The sequence below is a fragment of the Burkholderia sp. BCC0322 genome (genome assembly GCF_902833045.1).
In the GTDB taxonomy this organism is placed as follows: Bacteria; Pseudomonadota; Gammaproteobacteria; order Burkholderiales; family Burkholderiaceae; genus Burkholderia.
On sequence record NZ_CADFDU010000016.1, the window covers coordinates 35,769 to 55,601 of the forward strand.

The 19,833-nt window shown below is 65.6% G+C and carries 21 protein-coding genes; 13 read left to right on the forward strand and 8 right to left on the reverse strand.

The window, feature by feature from the left end:
* Positions 1-74: 74 nt before the first annotated feature.
* Together rpsO and HWX39_RS31045 are read right to left on the reverse strand one after the other, a co-directional pair.
* Positions 75-344 (reverse strand): 30S ribosomal protein S15, encoded by a 270-nt coding sequence (gene rpsO, locus HWX39_RS31040; RefSeq protein ID WP_006398792.1) that lies wholly within the window; start codon positions 342-344, stop codon positions 75-77.
* Positions 345-451: 107 nt separating this feature from the next.
* Positions 452-1,711 (reverse strand): branched-chain amino acid ABC transporter substrate-binding protein, encoded by a 1,260-nt coding sequence (locus HWX39_RS31045; protein WP_175971535.1) that lies wholly within the window; start codon positions 1,709-1,711, stop codon positions 452-454.
* A gap of 167 nt (positions 1,712-1,878) precedes the next feature.
* On the opposite strand from HWX39_RS31045, the gene HWX39_RS31050 reads away from it, so the two are divergent.
* The 3 genes from HWX39_RS31050 to HWX39_RS31060 all read left to right on the forward strand — a co-directional run bounded on the left by HWX39_RS31050 (position 1,879) and on the right by HWX39_RS31060 (position 5,004).
* Positions 1,879-2,391 carry a hypothetical protein gene (locus HWX39_RS31050; protein WP_174915878.1) on the forward strand — a complete coding sequence of 171 codons (513 nt, stop codon included), beginning with the start codon at positions 1,879-1,881 and terminating at the stop codon, positions 2,389-2,391.
* A 383-nt stretch (positions 2,392-2,774) separates the two neighbouring features.
* The gene (locus HWX39_RS31055; RefSeq protein WP_175971452.1) at positions 2,775-3,416 is read left to right on the forward strand and encodes a carbonic anhydrase; all 642 of its coding nucleotides are present in this window, start codon (positions 2,775-2,777) and stop codon (positions 3,414-3,416) included.
* Between the two features lie 37 nt (positions 3,417-3,453).
* Positions 3,454-5,004 carry a SulP family inorganic anion transporter gene (locus tag HWX39_RS31060; protein WP_175971453.1) on the forward strand — a complete coding sequence of 517 codons (1,551 nt, stop codon included), beginning with the start codon at positions 3,454-3,456 and terminating at the stop codon, positions 5,002-5,004.
* 71 nt (positions 5,005-5,075) lie between these two features.
* On the opposite strand, the gene HWX39_RS31065 is transcribed toward HWX39_RS31060, so the two are convergent.
* The 6 genes from HWX39_RS31065 to HWX39_RS31090 all read right to left on the reverse strand — a co-directional run bounded on the left by HWX39_RS31065 (position 5,076) and on the right by HWX39_RS31090 (position 12,075).
* Positions 5,076-6,620, reverse strand: a complete 1,545-nt coding sequence (locus HWX39_RS31065; RefSeq protein ID WP_175971454.1) for a 2-isopropylmalate synthase — start codon at positions 6,618-6,620, stop codon at positions 5,076-5,078.
* Between the two features lie 315 nt (positions 6,621-6,935).
* On the reverse strand, positions 6,936-7,808 hold the full coding sequence (gene pssA, locus HWX39_RS31070) for a CDP-diacylglycerol--serine O-phosphatidyltransferase (protein WP_060207743.1): 873 nt from the start codon (positions 7,806-7,808) through the stop codon (positions 6,936-6,938).
* Positions 7,809-7,823: 15 nt separating this feature from the next.
* Positions 7,824-8,468 carry a phosphatidylserine decarboxylase gene (locus HWX39_RS31075; RefSeq protein ID WP_174942860.1) on the reverse strand — a complete coding sequence of 215 codons (645 nt, stop codon included), beginning with the start codon at positions 8,466-8,468 and terminating at the stop codon, positions 7,824-7,826.
* 127 nt (positions 8,469-8,595) lie between these two features.
* Positions 8,596-9,612 (reverse strand): ketol-acid reductoisomerase, encoded by a 1,017-nt coding sequence (ilvC, locus tag HWX39_RS31080; RefSeq protein ID WP_174942625.1) that lies wholly within the window; start codon positions 9,610-9,612, stop codon positions 8,596-8,598.
* A 95-nt stretch (positions 9,613-9,707) separates the two neighbouring features.
* Positions 9,708-10,199 carry an acetolactate synthase small subunit gene (gene ilvN, locus HWX39_RS31085; RefSeq protein WP_011352712.1) on the reverse strand — a complete coding sequence of 164 codons (492 nt, stop codon included), beginning with the start codon at positions 10,197-10,199 and terminating at the stop codon, positions 9,708-9,710.
* Between the two features lie 112 nt (positions 10,200-10,311).
* Positions 10,312-12,075 (reverse strand): acetolactate synthase 3 catalytic subunit, encoded by a 1,764-nt coding sequence (locus tag HWX39_RS31090; RefSeq protein ID WP_175971455.1) that lies wholly within the window; start codon positions 12,073-12,075, stop codon positions 10,312-10,314.
* Positions 12,076-12,432: 357 nt separating this feature from the next.
* Here HWX39_RS31090 and HWX39_RS31095 point away from each other — a divergent pair, with 357 nt between their 5' ends.
* The 10 genes from HWX39_RS31095 to HWX39_RS31140 all read left to right on the forward strand — a co-directional run bounded on the left by HWX39_RS31095 (position 12,433) and on the right by HWX39_RS31140 (position 19,802).
* On the forward strand, positions 12,433-12,996 hold the full coding sequence (locus HWX39_RS31095; RefSeq protein WP_175971456.1) for an RNA polymerase sigma factor: 564 nt from the start codon (positions 12,433-12,435) through the stop codon (positions 12,994-12,996).
* Entirely contained in the window at positions 12,993-13,418 is a 426-nt protein-coding gene (locus HWX39_RS31100) for a DUF3619 family protein (protein ID WP_175971457.1), read from the forward strand. The genes HWX39_RS31095 and HWX39_RS31100 overlap by 4 nt, the downstream gene beginning before the upstream one ends.
* 26 nt (positions 13,419-13,444) lie before the next feature.
* Complete coding sequence (locus HWX39_RS31105; protein WP_175971458.1) at positions 13,445-14,203, forward strand: DUF3106 domain-containing protein; 759 nt, start codon at positions 13,445-13,447, stop codon at positions 14,201-14,203.
* A 6-nt stretch (positions 14,204-14,209) separates the two neighbouring features.
* On the forward strand, positions 14,210-14,716 hold the full coding sequence (locus HWX39_RS31110) for an RDD family protein (protein WP_175971459.1): 507 nt from the start codon (positions 14,210-14,212) through the stop codon (positions 14,714-14,716).
* Between the two features lie 225 nt (positions 14,717-14,941).
* On the forward strand, positions 14,942-15,880 hold the full coding sequence (locus HWX39_RS31115; RefSeq protein WP_175971460.1) for a UDP-2,3-diacylglucosamine diphosphatase: 939 nt from the start codon (positions 14,942-14,944) through the stop codon (positions 15,878-15,880).
* Between the two features lie 28 nt (positions 15,881-15,908).
* Positions 15,909-16,943, forward strand: a complete 1,035-nt coding sequence (locus tag HWX39_RS31120; protein ID WP_175971461.1) for a glycosyltransferase family 1 protein — start codon at positions 15,909-15,911, stop codon at positions 16,941-16,943.
* On the forward strand, positions 16,940-17,476 hold the full coding sequence (locus HWX39_RS31125) for a diacylglycerol kinase (protein WP_175971462.1): 537 nt from the start codon (positions 16,940-16,942) through the stop codon (positions 17,474-17,476). Before HWX39_RS31120 ends, HWX39_RS31125 begins: the two co-directional genes overlap by 4 nt.
* 205 nt (positions 17,477-17,681) lie before the next feature.
* Positions 17,682-18,440 (forward strand): TetR/AcrR family transcriptional regulator, encoded by a 759-nt coding sequence (locus HWX39_RS31130; protein ID WP_175971463.1) that lies wholly within the window; start codon positions 17,682-17,684, stop codon positions 18,438-18,440.
* Positions 18,437-19,018 (forward strand): TIGR00730 family Rossman fold protein, encoded by a 582-nt coding sequence (locus HWX39_RS31135; RefSeq protein WP_175971464.1) that lies wholly within the window; start codon positions 18,437-18,439, stop codon positions 19,016-19,018. Before HWX39_RS31130 ends, HWX39_RS31135 begins: the two co-directional genes overlap by 4 nt.
* Before the next feature lie 22 nt (positions 19,019-19,040).
* Positions 19,041-19,802: an SDR family oxidoreductase gene (locus HWX39_RS31140; protein ID WP_175971465.1), complete on the forward strand. Its 762-nt coding sequence runs from the start codon at positions 19,041-19,043 to the stop codon at positions 19,800-19,802.
* The last annotated feature ends 31 nt before the right edge of the window (positions 19,803-19,833 follow it).

Sequence of the window (19,833 nt, forward strand, 5' to 3'; positions counted from 1 at the left end):
TACGCACCGCGCAAAAACAAAATGCCTGTATCAGCGGACTGACACAGGCATCTTGCTGGCGGCAATCGCCTCGATTACTTACGCAGACCCAGCTTCTCGATCAGTGCGCGGTAACGGTCGGCATCCTTGCCCTTGAGGTAGTCGAGCAGCTTGCGGCGGCGGCTCACCATGCGCAGCAGGCCGCGGCGGCTGTGGTGATCCTTCGCGTGGGTCTTGAAGTGACCCGTCAGTTCGACGATACGTGCGGTCAGCAGTGCGACCTGGACTTCGGGCGACCCCGTGTCGTTGGTACCGCGGGCGAACTGAGCAACAACTTCCGACTTCTTGATATCTGCAACAGACATGTGATTTCCTTTCTAACTGAACAGGCGGACACGGAAGAATGGCCGTGCCGTGACTTACAACCGGCGCGCATTGTAGCACAACTCCGCGCCGTTCTTACCGCCCCCTGTCACGGGCGCGTCATCGAGCAGGCGGACGGCATCTCCGTGCGCTGCGCCGGCACCGCGAGCACCGTCCGGAAGCCGTAGCCCGAACCCTCGTTGTCGAAGCGCACGCCCGGCGTACCCGCCTTGTCCATCTCCATCACGTAAAGGGGCTGGATCAATTGATGATCCTGCGCACGCATCCGCGACGCGTGGAAGCCGTCGTCGAACGACAGGCCCTCCAGTGCACGCGCGACCGCGACGGGGTCGGCCGAACCCGCGCGGTTCATCGCGGCGGCCAGCATCTCGATCATCAGGCTCATTCGTCGCACCGGATAGTCGTCCTGGGCGGCCAGAAAGCGGTTCCGGAACGCGCGGTAGAACGCATCGGATTTCGCGCCGCCCGCGTTCGGGTGCCAGTCCGCCACGGCCACGACCCGCCCGACACCGGCATCGCCGAGTGCGGCCGGCGCGCCCAGGCTGTTGCCGTAGAAGGTATAGAACTTCGCATTCAGCCCCTGCTCGCGCGCCGCCTTCACGAGCAGCGTGAGGTCGTTGCCCCAGTTCCCGGTCACGACGGCGTCGGCGCCGCTCGCGCGGATCTTCGCGATGTACGGCGAGAAATCCTTGATTCGTCCGATCGGGTGGAATTCATTGCCGGCGATCGCCACGTCCGGGCGCCGCGCGGCCAGCGCCTGCCGTGCGAGCGCGCTGACGTCGTGGCCGAAACTGTAGTCCTGATTCAGCAGGTAGACCTTGCGGAGCGCCCGGTCGCGCGCCATCACGTCCGCGAGCGCGGCCATCCGCATGCCCGCGTGCGCATCGAAGCGGAAATGCCAGAAACTGCAGCGCGCCCCGGTCAGCGACGGATCGTCGGCCGAATAGTTGAGGAACAGCGTCCGGCTATCCGGATCGCGCGCGTTCAGCTTGTCGAGCGCCGCGACCAGCGCGGCGGCGACGGCCGAGCTGTTGCCCTGCGTGACGAACCCGATATGGCGGTCCGCGGCCGCGCGCAGCTGCACGAGTGCTTCCTCGGGGCTGCCCTTGCTGTCGAGCACGACAAGTTCGAGCGGATGCGCGCCGTCGCGCAGCTTCACGCCGCCCGCCGCGTTGACCTGCTCGACGCCGAAGCGCAGGTTGCGCTCGACCGCCGCGCCCGCATTCGCGAACGGGCCCGACATCCCTTCGATCAGCGCGATCCGCACCGGCTCGCCGCCGGCAAACGCGGACGACGCCAGCATCCACCCCGCGCTCAACGCGAGCGCACACCGCTTCCACCCCTGCATCGGCCACCTGCCCTTCAATCTGCCCGAGAAGCGCGGATCATAGGCCGTCACCCCCGCCGCCCGCAAGCGCGGCGCCCCGGCGATCCGCACCGAATTTTTCCGCGCGATGCGCGGTCGCGCGCCGTCCGTGATAAAACGGGACTTGTTTCCGTGTTCTGGAGAATCCCATGCGCATTCGCATTTCCGCGCGCCTGCCGGTGCTGCTCGCCAGCGCCGCCGCGCTGCTGGCCGGTTGCGCGCAACCGTGGCAGCAATACCAGGCCGGCCAGGACGAGTCGGCGATCGTCGCACGCATGGGCCCGCCGCGCGAGATCTACGACCTGCCCGGCGGCGGCAAGCGCCTGATGTGGCCGACCCAGCCGATGGGAGAAATCACCATCGCGGCCGACGTCGACGCGGCCCACAAGATCGTCAACGTGCGCCAGGTCCTGCAGCCGAACGAGTTCTATCGCGCAGAGATCGGCAAATGGACGAAGACCGACGTCCTCGTCAACTTCGGACGCCCCGTCGAGACATCCTACTTTCCGCTGATGAAGCGCGAGGTATGGACCTACCGGTATCTCGAGGACAACGTCTGGTACATGATGTACAGCTTCTACTTCGATCCGCAGGGCATCCTGCGTATCACGCAGAAAACGCCCGACCCGCTGCACGACCCCGACCGCCGCAACCTGTTCTGACCGATTACGCATTTACGCGCAATTTTCACCATGGCCATTCACGAATCATTGCGTGAATGGCCACTTCCTTTTTTCCGCTTCTCTATTAATTCGGAAAATTCGGCGGAAATCTTTTCCGATCGATGACATTCCGATGGCACCATCGCTGACATCCCCGTCATGCGGGCCTTTACGCGAAAACAGGCAAGCGCGGGGCATGTCATGCGGCGAATTGGTGCACGCAGTGCACTACGCCAAATCAATTTGAAACAATTTGTTTCAACCCACCCGAAGCACTAGGGCATACCCCTAATATCAGTCAAAACCAAACCTTTCAATTTAGAAAGAATATCATTGCGTCATTTCCGCCGATATCCATTTGCCTTTATCACAAAGGAGTCCTCATGAATCGCCCCAAGAGCATGCTGGTTGCCAACATCGCCTGGGCCCGCGAAACGCGTGAATACACGCCCGGCTTCTTCGACGCGCTGGCGCGCGGCCAGAACCCGCGCGTGCTGTGGATCGGCTGCGCCGACAGCCGCGTGCCGGCCGAAACCATCACGCACTGCGCGCCCGGCGAGCTGTTCGTCCATCGCAACGTCGCGAACCTGTTCCATCCCGACGACGACAATTCCGCCAGCGTGCTCGAGTATGCGGTGCGCGTGTTGCAGGTCGACCACGTGATCGTGTGCGGGCACTACGGATGCGGCGGCGTACGCGCGTCGCTGCTGCCGCCGCCAGCCGACCTGCCGCACGTCGCACGCCGCATCGCGCCGCTGTGCGCGCTCGCGCGGCGCCATCGCGACGCGCTGGACGGGCTCGACGACACGGCCGCCGCAGACCGCCTCGCCGAACTCAACGTGCTCGAACAGGTGCGGCTGCTGCGCGCGTCCCCAATCGTGCACGGCCGCGAACGGCCGCCGCTCGTGCACGGCTGGATCTTTTCGCTTGCCGATGGCCGCCTGCAGGAACTCGATTCCGGCTACACCACGCCGGCCGTCGACGTCGAATCCGTGCAGGCCGCGACGGCCAGCGCGCTCGGTTGACCTACCCCGCCCCCAAGCCAATGAAATCGCCCCAACCATGAAACTGAACGAGCGCCTGTCCACCCTGCCGCGCGACATCGTCGCCGGCGTCGTCGTTTTCCTCGTCGCGCTGCCGCTATGTCTCGGCATCGCCAATGCTTCCGGCGTCGAGCCATTCGCCGGGCTCGTGTCCGGCATCGTCGGCGGCATCGTCGTCGCGCTGCTGAGCGGCTCGTCGCTGTCCGTCAGCGGGCCGGCCGCCGGCCTCGTCGTGATCGTCGTCGAAGGAATCGCGCAACTCGGCAGCTTTTCCGCGTTCCTGCTCGCGGTCCTGCTGTCCGGCGTACTGCAGTTCGGGTTCGGCATGCTGCGCGCCGGTCGTTTCGCCGCCTATGTGCCGTCGCCCGTCATCAAAGGCATGCTCGCCGCGATCGGGCTCCTGCTGATCGTGAAGCAGATTCCGTTCGCACTCGGTATCGGCGGCTCCGCCGCGCAATCGTTTGCGAATTGGCCAGGCCTGCCGGTCGCGTGGGCCGCGACGGCCATCGCGCTCGCGTCGCTCGCACTGCTGGTCGCATGGGACACGCCCGCGCTGCGCCGCTTCGTACTGGTGCGCTCGGTGCCGGCCCCGCTCGCCGTGGTCGTGCTGGGTATCGGCGCCACGCTCGCGCTGAGCGTCGTCGCACCGTCGGTTGCGCCGGGCGCCGCCCATCGCGTGACGCTGCCCGAACTCGGATCGTTCGCGGCATTCGCGGCGTCGCTCAAGCATGCGGAGCTCGGCCCGAACTTCGCGCAGCTCGTCAATCCGGACGTGTGGCGCGTCGCGATCACGCTTGCGGTCGTCGCAAGCCTAGAGACGCTGCTGAGCCTCGAAGCAGTCGAGCAGATCGACCCGAAGCGCCGGCCGACCCAGCCCGACCGCGAACTCAAGGCCCAGGGCGTCGGCAATCTCGTCGCGGGTGTGGTCGGCGGGCTGCCGATCACGTCGGTGATCGTGCGCAGCTCGGTGAACGTCAATGCGGGCGCGCAAAGCCGGATGTCGGCAATCGTGCACGGGATGCTGCTGCTCGCGAGCGTGTTCGCGCTCACCGGCCTGATCAACCTGATCCCGCTCGCGAGCCTGGCCGCGATCCTGATCCACACCGGCTTCAAACTCGCGAAACCGGCGCTGTTCCGTTCGGTGATGAAACAGGGGCCGGCCGCGTTCGTGCCGTTCGCCGCGACGATCGCCGGCGTGCTCGCGGTCGACCTGCTGTTCGGCATCGCGCTCGGCCTTGCCTGCAGCGTGCTGGCAGTCGCCGTCGCGAACCTGAAGAGCCCCGTCACGCTCGCGCAGCACGACGACCACTTCCTGCTGTCGTTCCGCAAGGACGTGTCGTTTCTCGGCAAGGTCCAGGTCAAGCACCACCTGCGGCACATTCCCGACCGGGCCGCGGTGATCATCGACGCGACGCGCGCCGACTACATCGACCACGACGTGCTCGAACTGCTCGACGCGTTCGTCGCCGATGCGCCGCGACGCGGCATCGCGGTCGAGTTCCGGCGGCGCAGCCCGGCGCCGCGCACGGCCTCGCGCCGCTGGCTGTTCCGCGCGCCGGCCGCAGAATGAGCGACGAATGAAAAACGCCCCGGCGGCGCAGGGCCGCACGGGGCGTTTCGGTGATGCGCAGCGCGCTGCGATTATGAGCGCTGCGGATTGACCTTGTCGTCCTTCGAATGCAGCTTGTTCAGTGCGGAGATGTACGCCTTCGCGGATGCGGCGACGATGTCCGGATCGGTGCCGACGCCGTTGACGATCCGCCCGCTCTTCGACAGACGAACCGTCACTTCGCCCTGCGCCTGCGTGCCGGTCGTGATCGCGTTCACCGAGTACAGCAGCAGCTCGGAGCCGCTGCCGACTTCGCTCTCGATCGCATTGAACGTCGCGTCGACCGGACCGTTACCGCGTGACTCGCCCGTCACTTCCTTGCCTTCGACCCCGAACACGACCTTCGCGTGCGGCTGCTCGCCCGTTTCCGAGTGCTGCGACAGCGACACGAATTTGAAGTGCTCCTGCTCGTGCGCGAGCGCCGATTCCTCGGACACGATCGCGATGATGTCTTCGTCGAAGATCTCGGCCTTGCGGTCGGCCAGATCCTTGAAGCGCATGAACGCGGCATTCAGTTCGCTCTCGCTGTCGAGCGACACGCCGAGCTCCTGCAGGCGCTGCTTGAACGCGTTGCGGCCCGACAGCTTGCCGAGCACGATCTTGTTCGCGGTCCAGCCCACGTCTTCCGCGCGCATGATCTCGTAGGTGTCACGCGCCTTCAGCACGCCGTCCTGGTGGATGCCCGATGCGTGTGCGAACGCGTTCGCGCCGACCACCGCCTTGTTCGGCTGCACGACGAAACCGGTGATCTGCGACACGAGCTTCGACGTCGGCACGATCTGCGTCGTGTCGATGCCGACGTCGAGGCCGAAGTAGTCCTTGCGCGTCTTCACGGCCATCACGATTTCCTCGAGCGACGTATTGCCCGCGCGCTCGCCGAGACCGTTGATCGTGCACTCGATCTGACGCGCGCCGCCGATCTTCACGCCGGCGAGCGAGTTCGCGACGGCCATCCCGAGGTCGTTGTGGCAGTGCACCGAGAAGATCGCCTTGTCCGAATTCGGAATGCGTTCGCGCAGCGTCTTCACGAGGTTGCCGTACAGCTCCGGTACGCCGTAGCCGACCGTGTCGGCGATGTTGATCGTCGTCGCACCTTCGGCAATCACGGCTTCCAGCACGCGGCACAGGAAGTCCAGGTCGGAGCGACTGCCGTCTTCCGGCGAAAACTCGACGTTGTCGGTGAACTTGCGCGCGAAACGCACCGCGAGGCGCGCCTGCTCGAACACCTGGTCGGGCGTCATCCGCAGCTTCTTCTCCATGTGCAGCGGCGACGTCGCGATGAACGTGTGGATCCGGAAGCTCTCGGCCGGCTTCAGCGCGTCGGCCGCACGCTGGATGTCCTTGTCGTTGGCACGCGCCAGCGAGCAGATCGTGCTGTCCTTCACGAGACCGGCGATCGTGTGGATCGCGTCGAAATCGCCGTTCGAGCTGGCCGCGAAACCGGCCTCGATCACGTCGACCTTCATCCGCTCGAGGTGCTTCGCGATGCGGATTTTCTCTTCCTTCGTCATCGACGCACCGGGCGATTGTTCGCCGTCACGCAACGTCGTATCGAAAATGATCAGCTTGTCTGTCATGGGGGGCTCCAGGGCTCTTTATACGGAAGTCAAACGTAACGAGATCGCGCCACCGCTGGCGACGCTCAACAACAGACGAGGCTTGACGGGGGGCGAGAACGGTCAGCGCGGCAGGCGCGCCAAAGCTAGCGCGCGTAGCGGCGCACCGGCTAGAAGGAGGGAGAGGCGGGAAAATGCAGTCATGCCGACGACTATAGCGGCATTCCGTTAGGTGCGCAATCGGACGGCACCCCGGGACTTCCAGCGGCCCGGTTCGAAAAAGGGGCAAAAGAAAACGGCGGCCCCAGGCCGCCGTTTCCGGGCAAAAAACGCGCGTCAGTGATCGCGCTGCGACGAGCGCGCCGGATTCGCACGCCCGCGAATGGCCATGTAGGCCCAGAACACGTAGCCCGACAGCCCGTACAGCACGAACAGGCAGAACAGCATCAGCGGCGGATCGGACGACACCAGCACGAACGCGACGACGACGAGCAGGATCGCCGCGAACGGCACGCGGTGCCGCACGTCGAGCGCCTTGCCACTGTAGAACGGCGCGTTCGACACCATCGTCACGCCCGCGTAGATCGTCAGCACGAACGCGACCCACGGCAGCCAGCCGAGCTTCATCGGCACGCGGTTATCGGTAGCGAGCCACACGAAGCCCGCGATCAGCGCGGCGGCGGCCGGACTCGGCAGCCCCTGGAAGAAACGCTTGTCGACGACGCCGATGTTCGTATTGAAGCGCGCGAGCCGCAGCGCGGCGCCCGAGCAATAGACGAACGCGGCGAGCCAGCCCCAGCGGCCGAGATCCTTCAGCACCCACTCGTACATCACGAGCGCGGGCGCGACGCCGAACGACACCATGTCCGACAGGCTGTCGAACTGCTCGCCGAACGCACTCTGCGTATGCGTCATGCGCGCGACGCGCCCGTCCATCCCGTCGAGCACCATCGCGACGAAAATCGCGATCGCGGCGATCTCGAAACGCACGTTCATCGCCTGCACGACCGCGAAGAAGCCGCAGAACAGCGCGGCGGTCGTGAACGCGTTCGGCAGCAGGTAGATGCCGCGCGTCTTCAGGAACCGCTGGCGCGCGGCGCGGCGGCTCTCGATGGGTACCGGATCGGCGGCCATCCCCTTGTTGCGGCGGAACGGGCGTGGCGTCTGGCCGGCGCCGTTGCGCGGCCGACGCGGTTTGAATGCGGCCATCGTGCGCCCCGCCGCTTACTGTTCGAGCTCGGCGAGGATCGTCGACGACGCGTAGACCTTCTCGCCGATCGACACCTTCGCGCGGCTGCCGATCGGCAGGTACACGTCGACGCGCGAACCGAAGCGGATGAAGCCGTAGCGCTGGCCGCGCGACAGCGGCTCGCCGGCGCGCACGTAGCAGAGGATCCGGCGTGCGACGAGGCCGGCGATCTGCACGGCGGTGACGGTCTTGCCGCTCGCCGTCTGGATCACGACCGCGTTGCGCTCGTTCTCGGTCGACGCCTTGTCGATCGCCGCGTTCAGGAACGCGCCCGGGAAGTACTCGACCTTGGAGATCGCGCCATCGACCGGCGAACGTTGCGAATGGACGTTGAAGACATTCATGAACACGCTGATCTTCAACGCTTCGCGGTTCGCGTACGGGTCTTGTGCGGTCTCGACCGCGACGATGCGGCCGTCCGCCGGGCACAGCACCGCGTTCGGCTGCGCCGGGATCGGACGCTGCGGATCGCGGAAGAACTGGACGACGAAGACGAGCAGCAGCCAGAACGGCCACGCGAAGCCGAAGCCCCCGACGGCATGGATCAACAACGCGATGACGGCTGCAATCGCGATGAACGGCCAGCCTTCGCGCGCGATGATCGGATGAGGATAGTTCATGGATTCGTTCTGTGTTCGGTGAATTGCAAAGCCCGTAGGATAGCAAAAGCCGCCCGGGGCACTGCTGCCTTCGGGCGGCTTTTTGGTACCGGCCCTCTATTCGAGGGGCCGGAACAGCACGCGGTGCTTAGTTCTTCGACTGGTCGACGAGCTTGTTCTTCGCGATCCACGGCATCATCGCACGCAGCTTCGCACCCACTTGCTCGATCTGGTGCTCGGCCGTCAGGCGACGGCGCGACTGCAGCGTCGGCGCGCCTGCCTTGTTCTCGAGAATGAAGCTCTTCGCGTACTCGCCCGTCTGGATATCGGTCAGGCACTGCTTCATCGCCTTCTTCGTCTCTTCCGTGACGATGCGCGGGCCCGTCACGTACTCGCCGTACTCGGCGTTGTTCGAGATCGAGTAGTTCATGTTCGCGATGCCGCCTTCGTAGATCAGGTCGACGATCAGCTTCAGTTCGTGCAGGCACTCGAAGTACGCCATTTCCGGCGCGTAACCTGCTTCGACCAGCGTCTCGAAACCCGCCTTGATCAGTTCGACGGTACCGCCGCACAGCACAGCCTGCTCGCCGAACAGGTCGGTCTCGGTTTCTTCACGGAAGTTGGTTTCGATGATGCCGGCACGGCCGCCGCCGTTCGCTGCCGCGTACGACAGCGCGATGTCGCGTGCCGCGCCCGACTTGTTCTGCGCAACCGCGATCAGGTGCGGCACGCCGCCACCTTGCGAGTACGTGCCGCGAACCGTGTGGCCCGGCGCCTTCGGCGCGATCATGATCACGTCGAGGTCGGCGCGCGGGATCACCGCGCCGTAGTGGACGTTGAAGCCGTGCGCAAATGCCAGTGCCGCGCCCTGCTTGATGTTCGCGTGCACTTCCTTCGCGTACACGTCGGCGATCTGCTCGTCAGGCAGCAGCATCATCACGACGTCGGCGCCCTTCACCGCTTCCGCGACTTCCTTGACCGACAGGCCGGCGTTCTCGGCCTTGCTCCACGACGCGCCGCCCTTGCGCAGGCCGACCGTCACGTTGACGCCGCTGTCCTTCAGGTTCAGCGCGTGCGCATGGCCTTGCGAGCCGTAGCCGATGATCGTGACTTGCTTGCCCTTGATGAGGGAGAGGTCGGCGTCTTTGTCGTAGAAAACGTTCATGATGGTTCCTTCGCTAATTCAAAAATTCAACAATTTGTTCGGATGGAGTACTGCGGGCCGGGACTTGACGGCGCACCCGGCGTGCCCGTCTGGCATCACACCTTCAGGATGCGCTCGCCGCGTCCGATGCCGGAGCTGCCGGTGCGCACGGTCTCCAGGATCGCGCCCGCGTCCAGCCCCTGGATGAATGCGTCGAGCTTGTCGCTCGCGCCCGTCAATTCGATCGTGTAGGTCTTTTCGGTCACGTCGATGATGCGGCCGCGGAAAATGTCCGCCATCCGCTTCATTTCTTCGCGCTCCTTGCCCACTGCACGTACCTTGATCAGCATCAGCTCGCGTTCGATGTGTGCACCGTCGGTCAGGTCCACCACTTTCACCACCTCGATCAGGCGGTTCAGATGCTTCGTGATCTGTTCGATCACGTCGTCGGAGCCAATGGAAACGATGGTGAGCCGCGACAGCGATTGGTCTTCGGTCGGCGCCACCGTCAAGGTTTCAATGTTGTAGCCGCGTGCGGAAAACAGACCGACCACGCGCGACAGCGCGCCCGGTTCGTTCTCCAGCAGGACGGAAATGATGTGTCTCATGTTCGCTTCTTCCAGAATGTGTCCGTGTCGATTCACTCGCGCCGCGCGCTGCCGCGTGCCGCACCGCCCTTCGTGAAGGCGGCCGCATCGGGCTCAGGCGCGCGTCGCGCCGTTACAGATCTTCCGATCCGAGCAGCATCTCGGTGATGCCCTTGCCGGCCTGTACCATCGGCCAGACGTTTTCGGTCGGATCGGTCTGGAAGTCGAGAAACACGGTGCGGTCCTTCAGGCGCAGCGCTTCCTTCAGCGCCGGCTCCACATCCGAGGTCTTTTCGATCCGCATGCCGACATGGCCGTACGCTTCGGCAAGCTTCACGAAATCAGGCAGCGCATCCATGTACGAATGCGAATAGCGCTTGCTGTATTCGATCTGCTGCCACTGGCGAACCATGCCGAGATAGCGGTTGTTCAGCGAAATGATCTTCACGGGCGTGTCGTACTGCAGGCAGGTCGACAGTTCCTGGATGCACATCTGGATCGAGCCTTCGCCCGTGATGCACAGCACGTCGTCGTCCGGGTGCGCCATCTTGACGCCCATCGCTGCCGGCAGGCCGAAGCCCATCGTGCCGAGGCCGCCGGAGTTGATCCAGCGACGCGGCTTGTTGAAACGATAGAACTGCGCCGCCCACATCTGGTGCTGGCCGACGTCCGAGCACACGAACGCATTGCCGTCCGTCAGCTCCCACGCCTTCTCGACCACGTACTGCGGCTTGATGATCTCGCTTTCGCGGTCGTATTTCAGGCAGTCCTTCGAGCGCCAGCCCTCGATGTCCTTCCACCATTGCGCGAGCGCCTCGGTGTCGGGGCCATGCTCGGCCGTCTGCAACTGCTCGATCAGCTCCTTCAGCACTTCCTTCACGTCGCCGACGATCGGGATGTCGACCTTCACACGCTTCGAGATCGACGACGGGTCGATATCGATGTGGATGATCTTGCGCGGACGCGACGCGAAGTGCGCCGGATCGCCGATCACGCGGTCGTCGAAGCGGGCACCGATCGCGATCAGCACGTCGCAGTGCTGCATCGCCATGTTCGCTTCGTAAGTGCCGTGCATGCCGAGCATGCCGAGGAATTTCTTGTCCGACGCACGATAGCCGCCAAGGCCCATCAGCGTGTTCGTGACCGGATAGCCGAGCAGGTCCGCGAACTGGTTCAGTTCGCGCGACGCGTCAGCGAGGATGATGCCGCCACCCGTGTAGATGTACGGACGCTTCGCCGTCAGCAGCAGCGACACGGCCTTGCGGATCTGGCCCGAATGGCCCTTCGAGACCGGGTTGTACGAACGCAGCGACACGCTCTTGACGGGCTCGTACTCGCACGGCGTCTTCGAGATGTCCTTCGGGATGTCGATCAGCACCGGGCCCGGACGGCCGGTGCGGGCGATATAGAACGCCTTCTTGACGGTTTCCGCGAGGTCGCGCACATCCTTCACGAGGAAGTTGTGCTTCACGCACGGACGCGTGATGCCGACGGTGTCGCACTCCTGGAATGCATCCTGGCCGATCGCGGCCGTGGGCACCTGGCCGCTGATCACGACCATCGGGATCGAATCCATGTACGCCGTGGCGATGCCGGTCACCGCGTTGGTGACACCGGGGCCCGACGTCACGAGACAGACGCCGACCTTGCCGGTGGAACGCGCATACGCATCGGCTGCGTGCACGGCCGCCTGTTCGTGGCGCACCAGCACGTGCTGAATCTTGTCCTGCTTGTAAAGCTCGTCGTAGATGTAGAGTACCGAGCCGCCGGGGTAGCCCCAGATGAATTCGACGTTTTCATCGGCCAGTGCCTTCATGAGCACGGTACCGCCGATGGAGTCGCTATCGGGAGGGCAATGGGGTTCCGACGTGGAGAATTCCGCGCTGGGCATGTTCATGTTGACCTTTCGAATTTTCGGCAAAAAATTGATCGGGTGCTCTCTGCCGGGCTTGTGGCTCGGGTTCAAGCGGCGCGTCCAGTTTGAAGGGCAGGCTTCTTGGGCCAGCCTCAAATGTGACTATCACTTCATGTTGCGAATCATTGACGATAGCGGGTCGCGAATGGGTCGTCAAGCAAAATATCCCGCAGCGCGTCATGGGCGCCGCCCGGCACCCCGCCGCCGCGGCTCGCGCGCAACGTGCGGCGCCCAACCCGGTGCCAAGCGGCGCGAAAATTTGATAGCATCCGCGGGTTTTACGAAATTTTTCGTCCTTTTTTACACCACGCAGCGGCCCGCAGCGCATACCTTCACGGAATGGCATCAGACAAGGAACTCGCCGACTTTCTGGCGGGCGTCGAAAGGCGCGCGTTCAAGCAGGCTGCGTACGCCGTGCGTGACGACGATGCGTCGCTCGACATCGTGCAGGACGCAATGATCAAGCTTGCGGAGAAGTACGGCGACCGGCCGGCGGCCGAGTTGCCGCTGCTTTTTCAGCGGATCCTGCAAAACGCGATCCACGACTGGTTCCGCCGGCAGAAAGTCCGCAACACGTGGGTCACGCTCTTCTCGTCGCTGAGCAACGCCGACGATGACGACTTCGACCCGCTCGAAACACTCGAATCCGCGGACGACAACGTGGGCGTCGAGAGCAGCGAGCACCGTCTCGAACGAGAGCAGGTTCTGGCCCTGATCGACGAAGAAATCCAGAAGCTTCCGGCGCGTCAACGGGAAGCGTTCCTGATGCGTTATTGGGAAGATATGGATGTCGCCGAGACTGCCGCCGCAATGGGGTGCTCCGAGGGCAGCGTGAAGACGCACTGCTCACGGGCCACCCACACGCTGGCGCACGCGCTCAAGGCCAAAGGAATCACGCTATGAGCTCCGCTCCCGCAAATCGAGAATACGAATTCGCGTTGAAGGTGCGCCGCGCGCTGGACGAGCGCGCGGCCGACCTGCCTGCCGCGACCACCGACCGTCTGGCCGTCGCCCGCCGGGCTGCGCTCGCGCGCAAGAAGCCCGAGGCCGCGACCGTGCCGGTGTTCGTGCCGGCCTTCGCCGGCGCGGCCGGTGCGTACGGCACGGCACCCGCGAGCCGCCCGCAGGCGTCGTTCGCGCGCCGCCTGCTGCGCGCGTGGCCGCTGGCGCTGCTGCTCGCAGGGCTCGTCGGCATCGCCTACTGGGAAGACATGCAGCGCACCGCCGAACTCGCCGACATCGACGCGGCGATGCTCAGCGACGACCTGCCGCTCAACGCGTATCTCGATCACGGGTTCAACGCGTATCTGTCGCGCGCTCACTAACAGACAATAACGAGGGGATCGCACGGGTGAGTCAGAAACGCGGCCTGGCCGTATTTTTCGGATGCGTAATCGCGATCGCCGTTTCCTACGTCGCCACTTACCCACGATTCCACCCGGCCCCCGCGACGACCACCGCCGCGGCCAACAGCCCTGCCGCGCCCGCATCGGCCGCGACCGGGCTGACTACCGAACTCCCCCCGCTACCCCTGCCGCTGCCGGCCGCGACCGGCCCGCTGTCGTGGGCGCGCCTCACGCCGGCACAGCACGCGGCACTCGCGCCGTTCGCCGACCAGTGGGACGGCTTCAGCGACGCCCGCAAGCGAAAATGGCTGAAGATCGCATCGCGTTTCTCGAAGTTGACGCCTGATGACCAAAAACGCCTGCAGGACCGGATGACCGAATGGGCGCGGATGACGCCCGAGCAGCGCCGCGTCGCGCGCGAGAATTACCAGAGTGCGAAGGAGCTTTCCGCGCAGGCGCGCGAACGTGCGTGGAAGGCGTACCAGCAACTCCCCGAAGAGCAGAAGGAACGTCTCGCGGCCGCCGAGCGCCGCCGCCGGCCGAGCGTCGTCAGCGCGCCGCCGACCGTTGCCGACCGGGATGTGCGCCGCCTCGTCAATTCGCACGAACACCCGGCAAGCGGCCCGGCCACCGCACCGGCGCCCGCCTCGGCCGCCGTCGCGCCGGCGGTGCCCGCGTCGTCGACGGCCGGCACCGCATCCGCACCGGCTGCCGTGGCGCCGGTGTCGCCCGCCGACGCACCCTCGCTGTTCAAGGGCTCCTGAGCGGCCGTGGCGAAGGCCCGCACACCTGAAAGCCCGGCCGCCGCGCCGTCCGTACGGCGGCGCCTCGCCGCGCTACTCTACGAAGGTGTGCTGCTGTTCGGCGTGGTGTTCTTCGCCGGACTCGCGTTCAGCCTCGCCACGCAACAACGCAACGGCCTCGTCCATCACAACCTGCTCGCCGCCTGGATCGCGCTCGTGGTCGGCGCGTACTTCGTCTGGTTCTGGACCCACGGCGGCCAGACGCTGCCGATGAAGACCTGGCGGCTGCGGCTCGAATCGTCGAGCGGCCAGCCGCTGAGCGCGGGTCACGCGCTCATCCGCTATGCGCTCGGCTGGCTGTGGTTTCTACCTCCGCTCGCGCTGCATCCGCTCCTCGGCCTGTCGGTACCCGTCACGCTCGCGCTCACCGCCGCCTGGATCGTCGTGTGGGCCGGCGCCGCGCGGCTGCATGCCGGCCGCCAATTTCCGCACGACCGGATCGCCCGCACACGTGTCGTTGCGATGCCACGTTGACACGCCGCATTCGCCAGACGAAAACACCTCGCCGAGGCGACGCCCGCCCGGCCCGACAGCCTTGCCGGACAACGGTCGGCCGTTCCGTACGGCAGATTGCACAACGCCCGGTCATTCATCGCTAAACACCGTGCGGCAGTCGTAATAAGAACGTCTCGTGACTGTCACGGCACAGTCACGCCCGCATGGCGGAATGCCGGTAATGTCAACCGGCACGAGTCATGCATGGGCCAGAAAACGTCCGCGACCTCCCTGTTCCGTCACCCCATCGGCGCCCGCGCCGCCACGGCTTTCCTGTCCGGTTCTGCCGCAACCGACGGGCGGGTGTCGCAAGACCCGCCTGCCGGGCACGCCACGCAGCATGACGATCCCGATTCGTCTGCCCACCGCTACCGCACCATCTGGCTGTCCGACATCCACCTCGGCTCAAGCGGCTGCCAGGCGCCGTACCTGCTCGACTTCCTGCGCCACAACGATTCGGAGTACCTGTACCTCGTCGGCGACATCATCGACGGCTGGCAGCTGAAGAAGGGCTGGTACTGGCCGCAGGCACACAACGACGTCGTGCAGAAGATCCTGCGCAAGGCACGCAAGGGGACGCAGGTCGTCTACATCCCCGGCAACCACGACGAAGGCGCGCGGCAGTTCTGCGACCTCGCGTTCGGCGACATCCAGGTGCGCGGCGAGGCATTCCACACGACGCTCGCGGGCAAACGTTTGTGGATCGTGCACGGCGACCTGTTCGACGGCGTGATCCAGCACGCGAAATGGCTCGCGTACCTCGGCGACACGCTCTACACGCTGATCCTCGTGCTGAACCGCTGGTTCAACCGGATCCGCAGCCGGCTCGGCTTCCAGTACTGGTCGCTGTCGCAGTACCTGAAGCACCAGGTCAAGAACGCCGTCAACTTCATCTCGCAGTTCGAGACCGTGATGACCGACGAGGCGCGCCGCCGCGGCTGCGACGGCGTCGTGTGCGGCCACATCCACAAGGCGGAGATCCGCGACATCGACGGCGTGCTGTACTGCAACGACGGCGACTGGGTCGAAAGCCTGTCCGCGCTCGTCGAAACGATGGAAGGCGAACTGAAGATCGTCTACTGGACGGTGATGCGCACCGCACCGACAGAGACCACGTCGCGCAAGGCCAAGGCCACTGCCTGACACCCCCTACTTACAGGACAAAGCCGCGATGAAGATCATGATCGTCACCGACGCGTGGGAACCGCAGGTCAACGGCGTCGTGCGCACGCTGAAGAGCACGTCGCGCGAACTCACTGCGCTCGGCCACCGCGTCGAACTGCTGACGCCGCTGGAATTCCGCACGGTGCCCTGCCCGACCTACCCGGAGATCCGCCTGTCGATCCTGCCGTACCGCAAGCTGCGCGCACGGATCGATGCGTTCGCACCCGACGCACTGCACATCGCGACCGAAGGCCCGCTCGGCCTCGCCGCACGACGCTACGCGCGTTCGCGCAAGCTGCCGTACACGACTGCGTACCACACGCGTTTTCCGGAATACGTGCAGGCGCGCTTCGGCATCCCGCTCGCCGCCACCTACCGCTTCCTGCATTGGTTCCACGGCCCGTCGCTCGCGGTGATGGCGCCGACGCCCGTCGTCAAGCAGGATCTCGAGAAATTCGGCTTCACGAACGTCGTGCTGTGGACGCGCGGCGTCGATCTCGACATCTTCCACCCGATGGAATCGAAGGTACTCAATACCGCGCGGCCGATCTTCCTGTACGTGGGCCGCGTCGCGATCGAGAAGAACGTCGAGGCCTTCCTGCGCCTCGACCTGCCTGGCTCGAAGTGGGTCGCGGGCGAAGGCCCCGCGCTTGCGGAACTGAAGTCGCGCTATCCGGAAGCAAACTATCTCGGCGTGCTGTCACAGGCCGAGCTCGCAAAGGTGTATGCTGCGGCCGACGTGTTCGTATTCCCGAGTCGCACCGACACGTTCGGCCTCGTGCTGCTCGAGGCGCTTGCCTGCGGCACGCCGGTTGCCGCGTATCCCGTGACGGGCCCGATCGACGTGCTCGGCGATGGCGACGCCGGCGCAATGCACGAAGACCTGCAGGAAGCCTGCCTCGAAGCGCTGAAGATCGAACGCACCACTGCGCGCGAGTGGGCCGAACGCTTCTCGTGGCGCGCGGCATCCGAGCAGTTCGCGTCGCATCTGAAGCCGCTGCCGAAGACCGCGTACTCGCCAGCAGAAGGTGCCGCCGTTTGAAACGAGACCTGAACGACAAGACCCCGCCCCCCAACGCAACGCTGCAACGGCACCGCCCGTTCGACGAGGAAGAGCCGCACGCCGACGCGGACGTGCACGCACACGAGCCGCTCGGCCCCGACGATCGGCTCGCGCCGCTGCCGCCGAACCCGTACAAGCGCCATCGCGGCATCACGCGCGCCTGGTACGCCCTCAAGCATTCGCTGAACGGCTTTCGCGTCGCGATTCGCGAGGAGAGCGCGTTTCGCCAGGAACTCACGCTCGCCGCGCTGATGCTCCCGATCGGCGCGTTCGCGCCGGTGCCGGCCGCATCGCGTGCACTGCTGATCGCGTCGGTGCTGCTCGTGCTGATCGTCGAGCTGCTGAACTCGAGCGTCGAGGCCGCGATCGACCGCATCTCGCTCGAACGCCACGAACTCTCGAAGCGCGCGAAGGACCTCGGCAGCGCAGCCGTGACGGTCGCGCTGTTCGCGTGCGTGACGACGTGGGGCTTCGTGCTCGGACCGGTCGTCGCACACTGGCTCGGCTTCTAGACGACTGGCCGGCGGGTACGTGATGTACCGCCAGCGTGCGGCGCTGCAACATGCGCCGCGCGGGGCTGCGCTCACGAAATGCCCCGACGTGGCGAAACCCCGGTTTATAATCGTCCGCTAGACATAGAACAGCAACCCGCGCCGGACGAATCACGCAGCATCGATTGCAGCGCCCGCCAGTCCGGCACACACAGGGCCGGACGACATGGAAGCGAAACCTCCCCGCCGCACCCGCGAACGGATTCTCGAGTTGTCGTTGAAACTCTTCAACGAGATCGGCGAGCCGAACGTCACGACCACGACGATCGCCGAGGAAATGGAAATCAGTCCAGGCAACCTGTACTACCATTTCCGCAACAAGGACGACATCATCAACAGCATCTTCGCGCAGTTCGAGCAGCAGATCGAACGGCGGCTGCGCTTTCCCGAAGATCATCGTCCGACGATCGACGAAACCTGGTCATACCTGCAGTACATGGCCGATTTCATGTGGACCTACCGGTTCCTGTATCGCGACCTCAACGACCTGCTTGCCCGCAACCGCACGCTCGAGACGCACTTCAAGCAGATCATCAGCCACAAGGTGCGCTTCGCGCGCGACATGTGCGAACTGCTCGTGTCCGACACCGAGATGGTCGCGACGCCCGCCGAGATCGAGGTCATCGCCACCAACATGGCCGTCATTTCGACGTACTGGCTGTCGTATCAGTACGTGATGCATCCGCGCAAATACAACGACCAGGACGCGATCCGCGAGGAACTGCACCAGGTCAGCATGCACGTGATCTCCGTGATGGCACCTTACCTGCGCGGCCGTTCGCGCCAGTTGTTCGACGACCTGGTCTCCGGCAAGCTGCCGAAGCGCCAGTTCACCGACTACCTGCCGCCGCGCGACGGCTCGCCGCGCCCCGCCGGCAGCCCGGTCGTCGTTGGGCAAGCCCCCGCCAAGGATTCCAAGCAATGAAGGCAGTATGTGTTTACTGCGGCTCGTCGTCCGGCGTGCGGGCCGTCTATGCCGACGCCGCGCGCGCATTCGGCCGCGCGCTCGTGGATGCGGGCCTCACGCTCGTCTACGGCGGCGGCCGGGTCGGCCTGATGGGCGTGATCGCCGACGAAGTGATGGCGGCCGGCGGCCGTGCGGTCGGCGTGATCCCCGAACTGCTCGTCGACAAGGAAGTCGGTCATACGGGGTTGTCGGAACTGCACGTCGTGCCCGACATGCACCACCGCAAGAAAATGATGGCCGACCTGTCCGACGCGTTCGTCGCGATGCCCGGCGGCGCGGGTACGCTCGAGGAGCTCTTCGAGGTCTACACGTGGGCGCAGCTCGGCTATCACCGCAAGCCCGTCGCGCTCTACAACATCGATTCGTTCTACGATCCGCTGATCGCGCTGCTGCGCCATACGGTCGACGAGGGTTTCATGCGTGCGGCCTATTTCGACGCACTGTGCGTCGAATCGGAGCCCGTCGAACTGATCGAGCGACTGCGCCGCTACCAGCCGCCCGCCCGCGACAAGTGGGCGCCCGACGCAGCCAAATAATCGTCACCGGAACCCGCACGCGATGACCGCATCGTCCGACCGCAAGGCCGTCCTCATCACCGGCGCGAGCCGTGGCATCGGCCGCGCGACCGCCGTGCTCGCGGCCGAACGCGGCTGGGACGTCGGCATCAACTACGCGCGCGACGCCGCGGCGGCCGAACTCACCGCGCAGGCCGTCCGCGACGCGGGCGGCCGTGCGTGCGTCGTCGCGGGCGACGTCGCGAACGAAGCCGATGTCATCGCGATGTTCGACACCGTGACGGCCGCGTTCGGCCGCGTCGACGCGCTCGTCAACAACGCGGGCATCGTCGCGCCGTCGATGCCGCTCGCCGACATGCCGGCCGACCGGCTGCGGCGGATGTTCGACACCAACGTGCTCGGCACGTACCTGTGTGCGCGCGAAGCCGCGCGCCGGCTGTCCACGGACCGCGGCGGCCGCGGCGGCGCGATCGTCAACGTATCGTCGATCGCCTCCCGGCTCGGCTCGCCGAACGAGTACGTCGACTATGCGGGGTCGAAAGGCGCGGTCGACTCGCTGACGATCGGCCTGGCGAAGGAGCTCGGCCCGCACGGCGTGCGCGTCAACGCGGTACGCCCCGGCCTGATCGAGACCGAAATTCACGCGAGCGGCGGCCAGCCGGGCCGTGCGGCCCGCCTCGGCGCAACGACGCCGCTCGGCCGCGCGGGCGAAGCGCAGGAGATCGCCGAAGCGATCGTCTGGCTGCTGGGCGACGCGGCGTCCTACACGACGGGCGCCCTGCTCGACGTCGGCGGCGGCCGGTAATTCCGCCCGGCGGCGCTTCAAAATCGCCGCC

Bases quoted from the DNA above. Each gene is read 5' to 3' on its own strand.
- rpsO (WP_006398792.1), bottom strand. From the start codon at position 344: ATGTCTGTTGCAGATATCAAGAAGTCGGAAGTTGTTGCTCAGTTCGCC.
- HWX39_RS31045 (WP_175971535.1), bottom strand. From the start codon at position 1,711: ATGCAGGGGTGGAAGCGGTGTGCGCTCGCGTTGAGCGCGGGGTGGATG.
- HWX39_RS31050 (WP_174915878.1), top strand. From the start codon at position 1,879: ATGCGCATTCGCATTTCCGCGCGCCTGCCGGTGCTGCTCGCCAGCGCC.
- HWX39_RS31055 (WP_175971452.1), top strand. From the start codon at position 2,775: ATGAATCGCCCCAAGAGCATGCTGGTTGCCAACATCGCCTGGGCCCGC.
- HWX39_RS31060 (WP_175971453.1), top strand. From the start codon at position 3,454: ATGAAACTGAACGAGCGCCTGTCCACCCTGCCGCGCGACATCGTCGCC.
- HWX39_RS31065 (WP_175971454.1), bottom strand. From the start codon at position 6,620: ATGACAGACAAGCTGATCATTTTCGATACGACGTTGCGTGACGGCGAA.
- pssA (WP_060207743.1), bottom strand. From the start codon at position 7,808: ATGGCCGCATTCAAACCGCGTCGGCCGCGCAACGGCGCCGGCCAGACG.
- HWX39_RS31075 (WP_174942860.1), bottom strand. From the start codon at position 8,468: ATGAACTATCCTCATCCGATCATCGCGCGCGAAGGCTGGCCGTTCATC.
- ilvC (WP_174942625.1), bottom strand. From the start codon at position 9,612: ATGAACGTTTTCTACGACAAAGACGCCGACCTCTCCCTCATCAAGGGC.
- ilvN (WP_011352712.1), bottom strand. From the start codon at position 10,199: ATGAGACACATCATTTCCGTCCTGCTGGAGAACGAACCGGGCGCGCTG.
- HWX39_RS31090 (WP_175971455.1), bottom strand. From the start codon at position 12,075: ATGAACATGCCCAGCGCGGAATTCTCCACGTCGGAACCCCATTGCCCT.
- HWX39_RS31095 (WP_175971456.1), top strand. From the start codon at position 12,433: ATGGCATCAGACAAGGAACTCGCCGACTTTCTGGCGGGCGTCGAAAGG.
- HWX39_RS31100 (WP_175971457.1), top strand. From the start codon at position 12,993: ATGAGCTCCGCTCCCGCAAATCGAGAATACGAATTCGCGTTGAAGGTG.
- HWX39_RS31115 (WP_175971460.1), top strand. From the start codon at position 14,942: ATGGGCCAGAAAACGTCCGCGACCTCCCTGTTCCGTCACCCCATCGGC.
- HWX39_RS31120 (WP_175971461.1), top strand. From the start codon at position 15,909: ATGAAGATCATGATCGTCACCGACGCGTGGGAACCGCAGGTCAACGGC.
- HWX39_RS31130 (WP_175971463.1), top strand. From the start codon at position 17,682: ATGGAAGCGAAACCTCCCCGCCGCACCCGCGAACGGATTCTCGAGTTG.
- HWX39_RS31135 (WP_175971464.1), top strand. From the start codon at position 18,437: ATGAAGGCAGTATGTGTTTACTGCGGCTCGTCGTCCGGCGTGCGGGCC.
- HWX39_RS31140 (WP_175971465.1), top strand. From the start codon at position 19,041: ATGACCGCATCGTCCGACCGCAAGGCCGTCCTCATCACCGGCGCGAGC.